The organism is Actinomyces sp. Z16, assembly GCF_003111765.1.
Taxonomy (GTDB): Bacteria; Actinomycetota; Actinomycetes; order Actinomycetales; family Actinomycetaceae; genus Actinomyces; species Actinomyces glycerinitolerans.
Map to the genome: position 1 here is coordinate 2,927,251 of NZ_CP027862.1, position 16,203 is coordinate 2,943,453.

The window sequence follows — 16,203 nt, forward strand, 5'->3', positions numbered from 1 at the left end:
CTCGCAGGTGCCGTGGTGGCCACGGTGTCCTGGCGAACGAGCCTGGCGTTCGGCATCAACCTGGGCGACATCGTCGCGATAGCACTTCTGCCACTGACCTGGAGGGCATCACGGCATTCGCGGGTGATCGGTCTACTAATGCTGTGCTCGCTGACGGCGATTGCGGCCGGCGTGGCATTGGCGCTCGCAGCCGCCGGGGAGTTCGTCGTCGTACCGAGCGGGGCAGTGTCCGCGATCCTCGCAGCGGCTGCTATCCCGGTCGGCGCAACCGCAGTCATTTGGGCCGCCCAGGAGCTGGGCGTGGATCTTGCCGCCGCATGCTTCACAATCGGACTGCTCATAGACGCCTCAATCCGCGCAGTCTCACTCGATAATCCCTGGAAGTTCGCCTTCGGCCTACCCACCAGTGTGCTGCTGCTGGCTTTGGCGCACAGGCGGAGTCGCACAAGCGAACTGCTCGCCGCAATCCTCCTAACGGTGGTTTATTTGCTCAGCGACGCCAGATCCGCGGTCGGTTTCCTCCTAGTCACCGCCACAATCCTGGCGTGGCAGGCGGCCGCAGCACGGACCCAGGTGCGTTTGTCGCGCACAGCCGCTGTCGGGACACAGGTCTCTCTCATCGCCATACTGGGAGTGTGCGCCGGAGCGGCGGTACTGGCAGCATCATCAGCCGGCTACCTCGGCGAAGCAGCACAGACTCGCACCGCAGCCCAGTCCGCATCTTCAAACATTCTGACTGCTGCACGCCCGGAGATGGGCGCAACACTGGCCCTGTTTCAGCACCGCCCTTGGGGCTATGGCGCCGGAGTGGCACCTCGCTACAGCGATATTCGGGTGGCGATGGACGGCATGCACGCTCTCGGATATGACCCAGACAACAATTATGTCCTGCATTACATGCTTGGCGGCGGCCATTTCGAACTGCACTCCGGATTGGGCGACATGTGGGCCGTGTTTTCGCTTCCCGGACTCGCACTCGGACTGCTCGTGATCGCGTGTTCTTTGCTGGCATCGGTGCGCACGTTGGCCACACTGCGCTCCCGGGGATGGATGATTTTCATCGCTGTCGCCGTCGTTTGGAACTGTCTGTTCGGGCCGTTCAGCACCATCGTTCCTTATATGGAGCTGGCCATTGCCGCGGCAGTTTGTTTACCACCTGTGGCTGCGCGAACAGCATAGGGCCCCATACCCGGCCCGCATGAATCTGCGATCTCTGGGTACGGGGCCCTATACATGAGCGCCCACTGTGCCGGCTACGCGAGCCTCTTGACTACAAGGTTGTCCACTCGCAGCGTGAGCCTGGACGAATCGGCTTCTCCGGACGTATATGTGACGAGACCCACCGAACCGGCCTCTGAGAGCAGCGCATCGGCATCCGTCACCTCGATGCCCCATTCCTGTGGCTCCTCAACCTCGCCGATCCACGCCTTCGCCTGGAGCTTCGTAGACTCGGCACCATCGACTACGAACCTGACGTGTAGTATTTGGCCGGCGCTGTAGGTTGCACTTAACCTGGAAGTGCCGAGCGTCGTCTCGGTTCCACCGACCTTCTTCGAGACCGCCATCTGCACCGTCCCATTGGCAGTCGTGTGGAATCCAACCTGGTAGAGCCCCGAGGAATTGGCACGTCCAATATAGCTGACATAGACGCCACGTCCGCTGGGCATTTGGTCGAGAACGAAATCGACGGTGGAGTCGGTGGAGGTCGACTCAACTACCGGCGATGACACCGAGTTCGCCGTACCCGCACCGGTCATCGTCATCAGGCCGGCCGATCCGTCCACCGACATACGGCTCACCCCGTAGTTGGCAGTCCAGACGGCCCCGGAATCCGTGGTGCCCCAGCCCCTGCCGGTCTCACGCGTGAACGAGTCGGAGATGAGCACGTCATCCGCCAACGCGCCCGCTGCGTCCTGCCCGTCGTCGGGATCGGCCTGCTCGGCAGGATCCTGTTTCGGCAGCTCACCGGTGGTCCCGAGGGTGTGGTGGGCGGCCACCTGCTGGGCGCTCAGTGCCTTCCCGTAAACGGCGACCTCATCGATCGATCCGGCCAAGTAACCGCTCGAGCCCGCATTGGGCAGCCCCGAGTTGGTGTCACCACCAATGCGCCAGTACCCGGTGTAGGACTGGCCCGAGGTCATCGCAGCATCCGAGGCCACGGCCTCGCCGTCCAGATAAAGCACGGAGCCAGCGGTTGGATCAGTGGTAGCGACGACGTGGTGCCAGGCATTGTCGTTGTATCCCGCAGCGGAAGAGATCACCTTGGTGGAGCCCGGGTACAGCATGTAGGTGACGGTCCCGTTGTTGCTCAGGTAGAGCATGCGATCCTTGTTGCCGCTCTCGGCGTCGCTGCGGGAGGAGAATCCGACGATCTCGCCACCACTGGTGCTACTGGTGCGGAACCAGGCCTCGACGGTGAATGCAGCCGGGGCTGTCGATGCGGAGGTCTGCGCCGCCCAGGACGAGCTCTGCCCCCGGTTCCGGTTCCACCAATTCCACCAGTTCCCGTTGCTGGGCGAGAACGTGACCGATGCTCCCTGGGTAAGGAAAGTCTGTGACCCAGTGGTATAGCTGGAACCGCGGTAGGTCAGGTTCTTGCCGCCCAGGACATCAGCGGCGGTCTTGGCACCTGAGGCATCATCAAGCGGCCAGTAGTTCACCGCCCCGTCACCGATCACCTGTTTGCCGTATTCGGCCATTCCCTGACCCTCACCGGCAGTGATAGTGACCCAGTCGGAACGGGTCGACGCCCCCCAAGGGTCAGTGACCACAACAACATACTGGTGGGTTGATCCCGGGTCGACGGTATCGGACGCGGCCAGCGCGGGAAGCTCCCAGAATCCCGCCGTCACGTCCTGCACAGAGATCGGCTCACTGTCCAGGCTGTCGCGGTAGACGGCGTAGGAGAGTGTCTTGTCATCACGGTCCCAGTTGGCGGAGAAGCTAAGACTGACCATGCCGGCAGCCGGGCTGCTCGCCGACAGCTTGTAGCTGCCACCCTTGTTCACAGGCCCCTGCTCATTGGGAGCGAGGTCACGTCGCGCAAAGCGGGTCAGTCCCTGCTGGGACTCCCCGTTAACGGCGGTGAACTCACCACCGTAGACGATGTAGTCGTTGTTCCCGTCAACCGACCATGTTGCCTGCCCGAGCCCCGTGTAGGTGCCGGGGGTGAAGTCGGGGTACCAGTTGAGGTTCGTGGTGGCCGGCTGTCCGGCGAAGTTGTAGTAACCGGAAGCCGTGTTGGTGCCGACGACGCCCGTCGCATGGTTGGCATAGGCGAGCACGTAATGGTAGTTCTTGGTGTTGTCGGGGAAACCGCCGATATTCGAGCAGTCATGCGCATGATTCGCCGCATAGACGACGTCACCGCTGGGGAACACGCTGTATGAGTCGCCATGGCAGTCGGCAAGGTACGCCACGTCTCCGGTCGCCCAGTCCGCACGGAAAACACCCTCCAAGTTACCGTGTGAACGGTTCTGGGTGTAAGCGGCGCCGTACAGCCCCTGCTCATCCGCCTTCAGATCCATAATGCCGCCGTAGGTATTGCCGGACTTGACCACGGAGGTGAGCCTGTTCTTACGCACGCTGCCGTCCTGCTCAAGGATGGCCATGCCGTAACCGGGACTGGTGGAGCCGTTGACCGAGGTGAACGAGCCACCGATGGCAACCCCGGTGCCGTTCGGCTCGGCGGCGATCGTACGCACGCTGAAGTCGGGGATGTTCGCCTTTAGGTCAAGAAGCTTCTTGGTCGTCAGATCCACGGCCGCGAAGCGCAGGCGCTCCTGGTTGTTCACCTGGGTAAAGGCTCCGCCCACGTATAGCGTCGATCCATCGGCCGACACCTCCACGGCGAACACCTTGGCGTTCGCCGCAGCCGTGAGGGGCTTGCGCTCGGCGGTGACGGGATCTATCGCGGCGACCCTCCACACGGTCTCGCCGTTCACCTGAGAGAAGGCCCCGCCGATGAAGAGGCGGGAGCCGTCGGGCATAGCCGCAATCGACTGGATCGCTCCGTTGGTCTGCGGAGCCCAGTCCAGCAGATCACCGGTGGTGATGTCGTAGGCGAGAGCGTTGGTGCGGGTGGCCGTGGCGTCGGAGCCCGCCGGCCGGACGGTGGTGAACTCGCCGACGACGTACACGGTATTGCCGACGACCACCTGATCACGCACGACCCCGTTGACGACCTGTGGGGTCGGGAGCGCATCGGCGGAGACGGTGTCCGGCAGGACTTCCGCGGCATCACCCTCCGCTGCCTGAGCCGATGTTGAGGCCATTACCGGCAAGGCCACCAGCGAAGATGTGACCAGCAGCGCCAAGGCGCGGCGAAGCAGACCGATGTGTTTCACACAACCTCCAGAGTTGGGCGGGGAGAGACGGGCCGGCAAGTCTCGGAAAGGCGTCCCGCCGGGTCCCGTCGAAGATGAAGTATGGCCACATAAAACGCCGTACGGGACCATTTCGTAACACGATCACGTCCGACCGCTCCCCAACCGATATGTTGAGATGCTTTCGACTCTAAACCGTGATTTTAGGAGGTGGGGGCGACGCCCTGGAACACCGCCGCCCGACTCTGCGCCCCCAGGTCCACTACGATACTGACGTTCTCGCGTAGTTCCTGCGGAACCACGAAGGCCATGTCGATGGTCACGGCCTCGCCGGAGGCCAGCGACGCCGGGATCTGGTCCGAGGCCGAGAGCATCTGTGACGCGGGAACATCCTCCTCACCCGCCGCCACCGTGACCACGAGTCCTGCAAGTGACAGCTCATCGGCGCCGGTGTTCGCCACCGTGACGGGGATGATGATGCCGTCGCCGGAGACCTCGTCGGGAAGCGCGGCGTCGAGATGCCGACTGCTCAGCTCGCCGATGGCCACGGTGACGGAGTCCTCGAGCGCAACCGCCTGCGTCAGCTCAACCGGGTCGAGCCAGTCGGCACTCATGTCGCCATCGGCGAGCGCCTGGTCCTGATCATCCGGGGCCGGCGACGGGATCATGGCACCGGTGGGAACCGCGGCGGGCCTTGCCGTGGACTGCGTCGGCGCGACGCTGGATGCGGCCGACGCATCCGACGATGTGGTGTCCGTGGAGTTTGAGCATGCGGCCACCATCAGGAGGGGCAGAATCAACGCTCCGGAGTAACGAATCATCTTCACGGGCTAAACAGTATAGGAATGCGGGTGCATGTACCGTGTGAACCTGCGCCCCGTCCCGAGTCGCTCAAGGAGTTGAGTATGTACCTTGCCCACCTTCTCCCCGCGCCGCACCGGCACCCCTGGCGATGACGGATTCCCGCATGCACGCCACGGTCGCGATCCTCACCTTCCACCGCCCGGAGCAGGTGTGCGAGACGGTGCGGCTGGTCCACGCCCAGGCCGCAGCCGCCCCGCCGTGGTGCGAAGTCGACGTGCTGGTCGTGGACAACGATCCGGCCGCCTCGGGTAAAGAAGCCGTCGAGTCCCTGGGGCTGGCGGGGGTGCGCTGCGTGGTGGAGCCGGTTCCGGGCATCTCCGCAGGTCGTAACCGCGCCCTGGATGAGGCATCAGCCTCGGGGCGCGACCTCCTGCTGTTCATCGACGACGACGGAACGCCGGTATCCGGCTGGCTGGTACGCATGTTGGAGCGCTGGCGGGAGACGGGCGCGGCCGCCGTCGCCGGCTGGGTGGACACCCGCTACCCGACTCGCCCCTCCCCCTGGATCCTCGCCGGAGGCTTCTTCGAGCGGCGCCGCTTCCCCGACGGCTCCGAACGGCCCGCGGCCGCCTGCGGGAACCTCCTGATCGACCTGCATCAGCTCGGCGATCTCCGCTTCAACGGGGCGCTGGGGCTGTCGGGAGGTGAGGACACGCTGCTGACCCGCACGCTGGTGGCTCGGGGCGGGCGCATTGTCTTCGCCCGGGATGCGATCGTCGTCGACCACGTGGCCACCGAGCGGATTACTCGCCGCTGGGTGCTGGCCCGCCAACTCAGCCATGGCAACACCTCCGGCCTGCTTGACCTGCACTTCGGCACCGGCCCGATGACACGAGCGCGCGTGCTGGCAGGCGGCGCGGGCAGGGTCGCCGTCGGCCTGACGCGCGCCGGCTGGGGAGCCTTACGCCGCGACCTGAGCGCCGACGCGCGGGGCTGGCGCTTGGCCGCTCGCGGAGCCGGCATGACCCTGGCCGGCCTGGGGCTGTCATGGAACGAGTATGCGCGTTCGACTCAGCCCCTGAGCCGGCTGGTCCGAGCGCCCCGCTCCCTCACCCCAGGTTCCTTCCGCCGCGAGGAGGACGGTTCACGATGACCATGAAATCATTGCTCAGACGGCCTGCGGACGCCCTCCTCGGCCCCGTGATGGGATCAGTGATGAGTGTGCGTACGCGTTCTCGTCAGGTGGTGCTGACGTTTGACGACGGTCCCCTGCCCGGCAGCACCGAGCCGCTTGCCACCGTCCTGGCCGATCACAACGCGCAGGCGACCTTCTTCATGCTGCTCACCCGGGCGCGACGCAGCCCCGGCCTGGTCCGTAACCTCCTCCAGGCGGGCCACGAGGTTGCCCTTCATGGGCTCGATCACCGCCGGGTCACCACCCTGCCCCGCCACGACCTCGCCCCCTGGCTGCGGGACGCCCGCGCCGAACTGGAGGACATCGCCGGCGTGCCGGTGCGCTGGTTCCGGCCGCCCCACGGCGCGCAGTCCCCGCGCAGCCGCCTGGCCGCGTCGGCGGCGGGGTTGACCACTGTCCTGTGGTCCGGCACGACCTGGGACTGGAAGGACGTCTCCCACGAGGAGCGCGTCGCGCGCGCCATGCGCGACGCCGTCCCCGGGGCGATCCTGCTCGCCCACGATGGTGCCGCCGACGCCTCCGATCTGGCGACGGAGGAAGCCGTGGGCGGGGTCGACAAGGTGGCGTTGCTGTCCGAGGTGCTCACGGGCCTGGAGGAACGCGGCCTGTCCGCGGTGTCACTGGGAACGGCGCTGACCGCCGGCACCCCGGTCCGTCGGCTCAGTTTCTCGCGTTAAGGACGGTTGCAGCCCGAGGCCGCCATGCCGGCCGGCCGTGTTCAGGACTCGAACAGGCTGGTCACCGAGCCGTCGTCGAAGACGGCCTTGATGGCACGTGCCAGCAGCGGCGCGATCGGCAGCACGGTCAGGGAGTCGAAGCGCTTGCCGGGGGCGATGGGAAGGGTGTCGGTGACCACCACCTCGCGGGCGCCGCAGCCCGACAGGCGCTCGACGGCGGGGCCGGAGAGCACGCCATGGGTGGCGGCGACGATCACATCCCTGGCGCCGGAGGCCAGCAGTACCTGCACGGCCTTGGCGATGGTGCCGCCGGTGTCGATCATGTCATCCACGAGCACGCAGGAGCGTCCCTCCACGTCGCCGACCACGCGGTTGGCCACGGACTCGTTCGGCCGGGTGACATCGCGGGTCTTGTGGACGAATGCGAGCGGCACCCCGCCCATGGCGTTCGCCCAGCGCTCGGCGACGCGGATGCGTCCCGCGTCCGGGGAGACCACGGCGGCGTTGGCCACGTCGATGCGGCGGCGGATGTAGTCCACCAGCACGGGTTGGGCCCACAGGTGGTCCCAAGGGCCGTCGAAGAACCCCTGCTCCTGGCTGGAGTGGAGGTCCACGCTCATGATGCGGTCGGCGCCGGCGGTCTTGTACAGGTCGGCGACGAGCCGGGCGGAGATGGGCTCGCGCCCCAGGTGCTTCTTGTCCTGCCGCGCGTAGGGGTAGAAGGGGGCGACCACGGTGATGCGCTTGGCGGAGGCGCGTTTGAGCGCGTCCACCATAATGAGCTGCTCCATGATCCAGTCGTTGACCCGGTCTCCGTGGGACTGCATGACGAACACGTCGCAGCCGCGCACGGACTCGTTGAAGCGCACATAGGTCTCGCCGTTGGCGAAGTCGTAGGCCGTCGAGGAGAGGACCTCGGTGCCGAGCTCGGAGGCCACGTCCTGGGCGAGCTGCGGGTGGGCCCGGCCCGAAACGATGACGAGCCGCTTCTCGCCCTTGGTGATGATGCCGGTCATGACGTGGTTCCTCTCTCGTGGCCGGTGCGGTCCGGATTTCTGGGCTCGGACGGTGGGAAGAGTCGGTCAGGCCGGTCTTCCGGCGGCAGGCAGGTCCGATCCGAGCAGACTGAAGGGGGCGACGACGGCGCCCGCCGGGATGTCGGCGTCCGTCAGCACCGAGTACGGTCCGACGACGGCGCCCTCACCGATGCGGGTGGCCCCGCGCAGCAGGACGCCGGGCTCCAGCCGAACATCGCGGGCGAGCTCGACGGTGACGTCCACCCAGGTCCCCGCCGGATCGACGACGCCGACGCCCTGCTCCATCCAAGCCGAGAGGACGCGCCGGTTGAGTTCGGCGCCGAGCGAGGCGAGCTGGGCGCGGTCGTTGCAGCCCTCGACGAGCCAGTGGTCGGTTACGGCCAGCGCGGAGGTGGCCCGTCCTTCGCGGTACGCGTGGGCGACAACGTCGGTGAGATAGACCTCGCCCTGGTCATTATCGGTCCCCAGAGTGGCCAGGGCCCGGCGCAGGTGGGCGGCGTCGAAGACATACACGCCGGCGTTGACCTCGTTGACGGCGAGCTGAGCCGGGCTGGCATCACGCTGCTCGACGATTCCGGTCACGGCCCCGGCGTCGTCGCGCAGGATGCGCCCATAGCCGGTGGGGTCGTCCAACACGGTGGTGAGCACGGTTACGGCGTCGTCGTGCTCGGCGTGCTGACGCACGAGCGCCCGCAGGGTGGCGGTATCCAGGAGCGGAACGTCGCCGCTGGTGACCACCACCGGTCCGACCAGGTCCTCGGGTAGGGCCGCCAGCCCGCAGGCGACGGCGCGTCCGGTACCGGGAATCTCATCCTGGTCGGCGGGAAGGGCGTCCGGGGCGAAGTCGGCGAGCTCGGCCACGACCGCGTCGCGCTGGTGGCGCACCACGACCACCAGGTGCTCCGGCTCGAGCCCGCGGGCGGCCACGACGGCGTGCTCCAACAGACTGCGCCCACCGATGCGGTGCAGCACCTTGGGCAGGGACGAGCGCATGCGGGTGCCCTTGCCGGCGGCCATGACGATGACGGCGGCGGGGGAGGTGGAAGCCACGGGTCCTCTTCTCAGTGGATCTCAAGGTGAGGCTCAAGGCCGCTGGCGGCCCGGCGATGCCATCCTACGTCGCCCGCCGCCAGGCCCCAACCCGATCCGCGCACCGTCTATTCAGCCGGCGCGACTGCGTGGCGTCGTGCCGGCTCGGTTCCGCCCCCAGGATTCGAACCCGGCTCTCAAGGCTCCAAAGGCCTGCGTGCTGCCTCTACACCAGGGCGGAAGAGCGCCCGTGGCCGACCGTGCGGCCGGGCGCCGGCATAGTTTCTCATACTCTCGCCGCCGCTTCTCCCGCATCTCGGCCTCGCAACCGACCATTGCACCTTGGCAACACGATTGCCTGCATTCCTTAGCCGCCTGCTAGCGTGCATCTCGCTATTACCGCGGAGACAAGGTCGGCGCTCATGGTATTTCAGGCGCCGAACAGACGAAGGGAGCTCTCGTGATACAGGTTGAAGCCTCAGCACACGCCGAGGCCTATGCCGGCTCCGGCTCCCCACTGACCGTCTCCACTCGGGCGGGACAGCTACTGGTACTGATCACCAGTTCGCAGTGGGGCCACATGGGCAAGGCGGGCGTCCCGGAGGGGTGGGAGCACTCTTACTCGGACGGAACCGACAGCGCGAATCGCTCTGGCTCCATCGCTTGGACACGAGCCACCCAGACCGGCGAGGTGACTGTCCCCCAATGGTGGCACTCCGGTACGAGCTACGCCGCACGACAGCGAGCGCTCCTCCTGGCCCTGTCGGGCGTGGAACCGGGCTCGACTCCTGTGCTCACGAACTGGACGACGACCCGCCCAGCAGCGCCTGCTCCTGGCCTGCTCATAACTCAGCAGCATGGATCTAAAGGTGTGCCGCTCAACGCCTTTACCGTGACGGGCGGGCAGATGGTCTATGACGGCCAGGCAAGCACAACCGCTGCATGGTCATCCCTCCGCGTTCTCCTCATCTCCGACTCAGGAAGTTCGATAACAGAGACCAAGACGGCCGCCACCACCGTGTGGGCGGCGGTCGGACTACAGCCTGCGCAGGACTCGGCTACGACCGTGAACGTGTCCGTGCGTCGAGCCGATGAGCAGACAACCTCCAGCACCCAGGCCGTGTTGAACGAGCCGGTGAGCGTCGACGTGGACACTCTGCTTTCACGTACGGGCAGTTGGATGATCGCCCACCGAGGAGGCTCGGCCGACTGGCCAGAGATGAGTCTGCGCGCCTATAGCGAATCCGCAACGCGGGGCATACCGGCCATGGAGTTCAGCTTCAATCTGACTGCCGACGGTGTTCCCGTGGGCGTCCACGACCGGAATCTCCAGGGCGTTGACGCTGGCGCTCCAACCACGCCGGTCGCCCAGATGACCTGGGCCGAGGTGCGCCGATTCACCACCAAGGGTGAGCCCTTCACGCGGCTCGATGACCTACTGGCCGCCTATGGCGACGACCACGTCCTCTTCGTTGACCCAAAATACAGCGCAGCCGCACATGAGACCTACCTACCATGGCTGGATCCGGAACACACGATCCTCAAGTTCTTCGGCGACGCCACCTGGCTGGCAACAATCTGGCGCAAGGCGGGCTTCCGCACCTGGGGTTACGTTTACGAAGAGCACATCACCAGCGGTCAGGCCGCCGTCTGGGCGCCTTACTGGGACGTACTCGGGGTGCCCTGGCACGCGAGCGACGCCGCCTGGCAGACCGCCGCTGGATACGGTGTGCCGCTCATCGGGCACATCTGCGAAAGCCAACGGGCGCTGGATACCTGCATCAACCACGGCGCGATCGGCGCCATGTGCGCAAAAGTTGATGGGATGGTAATTTCATGAAAGCGTTGTCAATGACCGCTCGACACCTCGCCCCGGGTACATCAAACATGCCATTCTCACTGAGCCGACGCCGATTCGGCCTGGTCGTCGTCGGCGGCACAGCGATGGCTCTCGGCCTCCCCTTCACAGAACCGTCGGCATGCGCCGCCGCCGCGGAGCTGATCGTCGGACCTGCAGCTGTCATGAACGGCAAGACGGTGCTGCGCGTGGCGACGAACTCGGCCGGCACCGACCTGCTGACCTGCACCGGCGCCTTCAAAATGGCATCCATGGGCTACACGCCCGGGAAGATCCGACTGCTGTCACTCAGTCGCGGACTCGGCCTACGCCCACTGAGCGAGCAGCCCGCGGTGAACAGCACCACCGCGGACGCGTCCCTGAATGCTGCCTTCGCCGTCTTCGACGAGGTCACAGGCAACGACGATGTTGAGGTGCTCTTCCCCGGGCTGGGCCTGATCGAGTCGGTGCCCGTGGTGGCCTCAAATCAGGCACCATTCTCACTCGCCTGAACAGCGGTCGCGATGGGGATCACCGCGGATCCCGCCCACACAGCCCGGATGCACGGCTAACCTGGTGTCCTGACACAACGCCTTGGAGACCCGCCGAGCTCGCGTGGTGGCTCGTGCGGGGATTGGCATGATGAGGGGGCACCCATGAGCCAAGACGAGGCTGACCGGATCGGCGGCCTGCTGAAGTTGGCGCCACTGTGGCTGGCGCATCTCGTTCTCGGCGTCATCGTCGGAGTCGTATTCGCTACGATAAGCGGCCCGGTCTACACCTCCACGGCCAGCGCTCTTGTTGCCGCCGATACCAGCGACGGGGGTCGCAGCGTCTCCTCCGCAACGAACATCATCAATACGGTGATGCCGACGATTATCCAGCTCAGCACATCCGACTCGGTGCTGGCGGAGGTCGCGCAGACCACTGGGATCGACCAGGCCGAGGTGAAGCGCGCGGTCACGGTGACAAGCTCGACCAACAGCCTGATCATCACTGTCTCGGCTTCCGCATCGTCTGCCGAGACCGCGCAGGTGATCGCCGAGGCCGAGGTCACCGCGTTGCGTCGGGTAGTATCGGAGTTGTCAATAACCCCCAGGACGAGACGGGCCTGTCTTTGACGGACGTAGACGCCGCCTCTCTTCCCTCTGCACCATCCGGCCCCTCAAAGGCACGTTACGGAGCAGTCGGCGGCATCATCGGAGCCCTGATCGGCCTTGCAGTCTCGTTCCTACTGCTTCGCATCCGCGTAAGCAGCGACGACGAGGGCGCAGTCCAGAACACGGCCACTCCACCCGCGACACCGCCGACGCCTGAGTAGGCCACCATTCATGACGTAGACAACTGCACATGCGATCACACGACGATCACCACAGCGGTAGACCTTATGTTACGCTGCTCACACGCCCCCTGAGTCGGAGTTACGTCATGAAACGCATCGCCCCCGCCCTTACTGTGCTGTTCACCCTCGTCTCAATCACTCTTTGCACTGCCCCGACCACGCATGCCGCGGCGGCTACGGACACGATCCACGTCAGCGCCTCGGCGGACGACAAGAGCGCGGACGGCACGGCAGCGCACCCCTTCCATACGATCGGCTCCGCACTCAAGGCCGCTGACCCTGGGGACACGGTGGAGGTTGACAGCGGCACTTACCGTGAGGGTGAACTGGTCCTCAACGGAGTCACGCTCAAGGCCAAGAATGGGACCAAGCCCGTTCTTACCGGCACCGAGGCGCTGGCGCGGGCCGACTTCACCGGCCAGAACGGCATCTGGACCAGCAAGCGCACTGATTTCGTGCGGTTCAACCAGGACGCCTCCACTAATCCCAAGAAGGTGGACGGCGATATGTCTCGCTTCCCGGAGGCCGTATTCTTCGTTGGAGCCGACGGAACCGCCGAGGAGCTGACCCAGGTGGATGACCCCGCCGAGGTCAAGCCGGGGACGATGACCTTCTACGTCAGGGACCTGGCCGCTGAGGAGAACCCCGCCATCGCCTCCCGGCTGGCGAACTCCGACAGCGAGTCCTCCTGGGTGCAAGGCCCACATACGGGCGCGCAGTACGTCCTGGGCTGCGACCCCGGCGACAATACTGTCGAGATAATCCAGCACGGCCGGGCTCTCACCATGACCGGCGACGGCGCGGCGGTGACCGGCCTGACGATCAGCAACTACGCGCCGATCCAGTCGTGGAGCTACGTCGAGCCGGTCTGGGGCACGAACGGCAACGCGACCATGGTCTTCAATGTTTCAAACAACTCGCGCATCGACCGGGTCACGTTCTCCGGCTCCCAGGCGGGACCCGCACTTCACATCGATGCCAATGACGTCACCGTGACGAATTCGGTTTTTACGGGGAACGGCAGCAACGGCGCCGGAGCGAATCGCGCTCACCGCCTTTTCATGTACGGAAATACATTCACAGGGAATGGCAATAAGAGTTTCATCACCGCCGCTTGCGGCGCCTACTGCACAGTGGCGGACCTCAAACTGACTCACAGCGATTCCCTGCGCCTCGAGGGCAATACCTTCGACCGCTCACAAGCGCTGCAGGACGATTCGGACGAGCCCCTCGACGCCTCCGACCTCAGCATGAACAAGGCGCGTCCCACCGCCTTCAACGCCCTGTGGCTGGACGAAGGTGTGATCAACTCGGTGATCGTGGGGAACTCGTTCATCAACATCGACCGCATCGCGATCCTGGACGAGATCGGCCAGAATAACGTCATCGTTTCAAACCTGATTCAGGGATCCAAGACCGGTATTCAGCTGTCCGGCAGCGCGCGCGACAAGGTCTGGAACAACACGATCGTCGGCACCATCGACCCGATCTACGTACGCGAGGACGGACGCATCGACGCATGCAACCTGTCGAGCGAGTGGGATACCTGCCCGGCCGGCTACGTCGAGAAGTGGAGCGCCGGAGAATACAACGGCGGTGACACCACCAAGCCAATGGCATGGGACTCACTGAACAACGAGCTGATCAACAACATCATCGCCTCTAAGCCACGGACGGCCTTCACCGATCCCGGCGCCAACAAGAATCATCGCTACACGAACATGATCCTGGTCGAGGCATCCAGGAACCTGCCGCGCCCGGACGAGGCGGAGGGAAGATTCGCGGGCGTCAACGAGCAGCTCGCCGAGTCCGACTACAACGTGTTCGTCCGGCCGCAAACCATAGATTCCGGCACGGGCTCCGACCGCTACCTGACCAACTTCGGCCTAGGCCCCGATTCCTGGGCCGTGTCCGAGACGCTCACGCAGGAGTCTCAGGCGCAGGGCCTGACGATTGCCGGCAAGGACTCCCACTCGCTCGACCTTCGCGCCGATCGCGGCGACTCTCCGATCTTTGTTCGCGAGACCAGCACCATCACCGACTACAGCGGCGACTACCGGATTCGGGCGGGCTCTCCGGCAGAAGACTCGGGCAAGCCGCTCAGCGCCGCGGTCGCGACCGCGCTCGGACTGCCGACGGGAGCAACGGTGGACAGGGGCGCACTCGTGAACGCCGCCTGGGACACCTCCACGTCGGACCTCGGCAGCAACACGCGTCTGAACGACGGTATCTGGGGCGACCAATTCGAGACCGCCGTCAGTGGCGGCTGGGGCACCTCCTGGTCGGTCGCACCCGCAGCGCGTTTCACCGGCGGTGCGGACGGCTACGGGGTCATCGCCATGCCAGAAGCCGGCGCAGGCTCCTCCGCCACCGTGCGCAACTACAGTTCCACAAGCACCCGCGTCAACGCCTACTTCACCTTCGCCGAGAACGGGGCGGGAGGGAGGACCTACGTCTCGATCGCCGCACGTGGCATCGCCGGGTCTTCGGACTGCTACTACGTGAAAACAGTCCTGGACAATGGGAGACTCTCCGCCAGCCTGATGAAGCGGGTCGGCCCGCAGGAAACCACGCTGGCCACGATCCCGGTGGAGGGCACGTTCAGCCCGGGCATGCGGGTGAATGTCGTCGTCGAGGCGGCGGGCACCTCGCCCACCACGCTGCGGGCCAAGGTTTGGTTGGGAGAGGCCTCCGCGCCCGCCGAGTGGGATGCCACGGCCACTGACGCTGAACCCAGGCTCCAGCGCCGCGGCGTCGTCCGTATCAACACCTACCTCTCGGGAAGCGCCACCTCAACCGGGCAGGCGCTGAAGTTCGCCGCGCTGAGTGTGGAGGATGAAACCAGGGTCCAGCCCTGAGCACCGGTGAGCTGGGCCACGGCCCGCACGGGGGGCGCGGATTCGACCTGCTGCGGCGTCTCAGCGTGCGTAGGGCGCGGTGTGCGGCCCCAGCAGCGTCGCCCGCAGGATGCCGCGGCCGCCCGCGGCGCGGTGCTCATGTTGCGCCCGCTGCGCCTGACGGTCCGCATCCTCGCCTCGGGATGCCAGGGCACGGGCCGAGCCGACCAGCCACAGCGCCGTACCACGCGCCGTAAACTCCAGGCGCCGCCGGGCACGCCGCCAGCCGCTCGTGTCCAGCAGTCGCACCCAGGCCCAGGTCTCGGCGTTACGACGGGCCCGGGTGAGCACCCACTCGCGGCTGGCCCGCTCGGAGGGAACGGTCTCGGAAACCACAGCCGCGTCGCACCAGACGAGTGCACCGGCGCGGGCGGTCAGCGAGCGGGTGAAGAAGGTGTCCTCCCCGCCGGTGAAGGCGAAGCGCGGATCGAATTCGAGTCCCAGGCGGCGCACCACGGTCATGTCCAGCAGCAGGTTGTTGGTGGCGGCACTGCGCATGGGCGTTCCCGTGGGGCGCTGCACCCTGCGGAATACGGGAGCCGATGCCATCCACGGATCCGGCTGCTGCTCAAAGACCGACTCCACTGGCCCCGTCACCCCGACCGCGCCAGTGTTCCGGTAGGTCGCCACCAGGGCGGCGAGCCAGCCGTCGCCCGGCAACTCGTCGTCGTCGATGAAGACCAGCAGATCGCGCTCAGCGGCCTCGCTCAGGGCACGGTTGCGCGCCGCCGACAGCCCCGGGGTGGGCTCCACGACCACATGCACGCGCCCATCCTGACCGACCCCGCCGGCATTGACGAGACGCTCACGGGCCGACCCCGCGGCATCGTTATCCACGATCACCACCCGCGCATCGACCTCCTCCAGGTCCTGCAGTTGCGAGAGCAGCTGCAGCACCAGGCCGGCCACCCGTTCGGGGCGCTTGTAGGTGCATACCGCCACGTCAAGGGTGAGCGGGCCTGCGGGCATGGGGAACTCCCAACGAATCACGGGAGTAGTCCATCGGCGTAGACCACTCGTGAATAGTCTTGGCATAGTATCATCGCCCCCGAGTACGCGG

The 16,203-nt window shown here is 66.0% G+C and carries 12 protein-coding genes and 1 tRNA gene; 7 read left to right on the top strand and 6 right to left on the bottom strand.

Going from position 1 to position 16,203, the window contains the following annotated elements; translation table 11 throughout:
* The first annotated feature begins 15 nt into the window (after positions 1-15).
* The gene (locus C3B71_RS12265) at positions 16-1,179 is read left to right on the top strand and encodes a hypothetical protein (protein WP_146752325.1); all 1,164 of its coding nucleotides are present in this window, start codon (positions 16-18) and stop codon (positions 1,177-1,179) included.
* A 74-nt stretch (positions 1,180-1,253) separates the two neighbouring features.
* Here C3B71_RS12265 and C3B71_RS12270 read toward each other — a convergent pair whose 3' ends face one another.
* Both C3B71_RS12270 and C3B71_RS12275 read right to left on the bottom strand, forming a co-directional pair.
* On the bottom strand, positions 1,254-4,346 hold the full coding sequence (locus C3B71_RS12270; RefSeq protein WP_309300298.1) for a LamG domain-containing protein: 3,093 nt from the start codon (positions 4,344-4,346) through the stop codon (positions 1,254-1,256).
* 182 nt (positions 4,347-4,528) lie between these two features.
* On the bottom strand, positions 4,529-5,152 hold the full coding sequence (locus C3B71_RS12275) for a hypothetical protein (protein ID WP_146750892.1): 624 nt from the start codon (positions 5,150-5,152) through the stop codon (positions 4,529-4,531).
* Between the two features lie 140 nt (positions 5,153-5,292).
* On the opposite strand from C3B71_RS12275, the gene C3B71_RS12280 reads away from it, so the two are divergent.
* Positions 5,293-6,282 carry a glycosyltransferase family 2 protein gene (locus C3B71_RS12280; protein WP_234415904.1) on the top strand — a complete coding sequence of 330 codons (990 nt, stop codon included), beginning with the start codon at positions 5,293-5,295 and terminating at the stop codon, positions 6,280-6,282.
* A gap of 62 nt (positions 6,283-6,344) precedes the next feature.
* Positions 6,345-7,001: a polysaccharide deacetylase family protein gene (locus C3B71_RS12285; protein WP_199912508.1), complete on the top strand. Its 657-nt coding sequence runs from the start codon at positions 6,345-6,347 to the stop codon at positions 6,999-7,001.
* A gap of 41 nt (positions 7,002-7,042) precedes the next feature.
* On the opposite strand, the gene C3B71_RS12290 is transcribed toward C3B71_RS12285, so the two are convergent.
* The 3 genes from C3B71_RS12290 to C3B71_RS12300 all read right to left on the bottom strand — a co-directional run bounded on the left by C3B71_RS12290 (position 7,043) and on the right by C3B71_RS12300 (position 9,308).
* Positions 7,043-8,017 (bottom strand): ribose-phosphate diphosphokinase, encoded by a 975-nt coding sequence (locus tag C3B71_RS12290; RefSeq protein ID WP_108968414.1) that lies wholly within the window; start codon positions 8,015-8,017, stop codon positions 7,043-7,045.
* 66 nt (positions 8,018-8,083) lie between these two features.
* Complete coding sequence (locus C3B71_RS12295; protein ID WP_108968416.1) at positions 8,084-9,088, bottom strand: bifunctional UDP-N-acetylglucosamine diphosphorylase/glucosamine-1-phosphate N-acetyltransferase GlmU; 1,005 nt, start codon at positions 9,086-9,088, stop codon at positions 8,084-8,086.
* Positions 9,089-9,236: 148 nt separating this feature from the next.
* A tRNA-Gln gene (locus C3B71_RS12300) sits at positions 9,237-9,308 on the bottom strand.
* Positions 9,309-9,527: 219 nt separating this feature from the next.
* Between C3B71_RS12300 and C3B71_RS12305 the strand changes: the two genes are divergently transcribed.
* The 4 genes from C3B71_RS12305 (at position 9,528) to C3B71_RS12320 (ending at position 15,104) form a co-directional block, all read left to right on the top strand.
* Positions 9,528-10,907, top strand: a complete 1,380-nt coding sequence (locus tag C3B71_RS12305) for a glycerophosphodiester phosphodiesterase (RefSeq protein ID WP_108968419.1) — start codon at positions 9,528-9,530, stop codon at positions 10,905-10,907.
* Positions 10,908-10,954: 47 nt separating this feature from the next.
* Positions 10,955-11,416, top strand: a complete 462-nt coding sequence (locus C3B71_RS12310) for a hypothetical protein (protein ID WP_111890598.1) — start codon at positions 10,955-10,957, stop codon at positions 11,414-11,416.
* Positions 11,417-11,560: 144 nt separating this feature from the next.
* On the top strand, positions 11,561-12,025 hold the full coding sequence (locus C3B71_RS12315) for a hypothetical protein (RefSeq protein WP_108968423.1): 465 nt from the start codon (positions 11,561-11,563) through the stop codon (positions 12,023-12,025).
* A 307-nt stretch (positions 12,026-12,332) separates the two neighbouring features.
* Positions 12,333-15,104 carry a hypothetical protein gene (locus C3B71_RS12320; RefSeq protein WP_108968425.1) on the top strand — a complete coding sequence of 924 codons (2,772 nt, stop codon included), beginning with the start codon at positions 12,333-12,335 and terminating at the stop codon, positions 15,102-15,104.
* A 60-nt stretch (positions 15,105-15,164) separates the two neighbouring features.
* On the opposite strand, the gene C3B71_RS12325 is transcribed toward C3B71_RS12320, so the two are convergent.
* Positions 15,165-16,112: a glycosyltransferase family 2 protein gene (locus C3B71_RS12325; RefSeq protein WP_159097691.1), complete on the bottom strand. Its 948-nt coding sequence runs from the start codon at positions 16,110-16,112 to the stop codon at positions 15,165-15,167.
* Between the last annotated feature and the right edge of the window lie 91 nt (positions 16,113-16,203).

Excerpts from the sequence above, each read along its gene's own strand:
- C3B71_RS12285 (WP_199912508.1), top strand. The coding sequence starts at position 6,345 with ATGAGTGTGCGTACGCGTTCTCGTCAGGTGGTGCTGACGTTTGACGAC.
- C3B71_RS12310 (WP_111890598.1), top strand. The coding sequence starts at position 10,955 with ATGCCATTCTCACTGAGCCGACGCCGATTCGGCCTGGTCGTCGTCGGC.
- C3B71_RS12290 (WP_108968414.1), bottom strand. The coding sequence starts at position 8,017 with ATGACCGGCATCATCACCAAGGGCGAGAAGCGGCTCGTCATCGTTTCG.
- C3B71_RS12315 (WP_108968423.1), top strand. The coding sequence starts at position 11,561 with ATGAGCCAAGACGAGGCTGACCGGATCGGCGGCCTGCTGAAGTTGGCG.
- C3B71_RS12320 (WP_108968425.1), top strand. The coding sequence starts at position 12,333 with ATGAAACGCATCGCCCCCGCCCTTACTGTGCTGTTCACCCTCGTCTCA.
- C3B71_RS12325 (WP_159097691.1), bottom strand. The coding sequence starts at position 16,112 with ATGCCCGCAGGCCCGCTCACCCTTGACGTGGCGGTATGCACCTACAAG.
- C3B71_RS12280 (WP_234415904.1), top strand. The coding sequence starts at position 5,293 with ATGCACGCCACGGTCGCGATCCTCACCTTCCACCGCCCGGAGCAGGTG.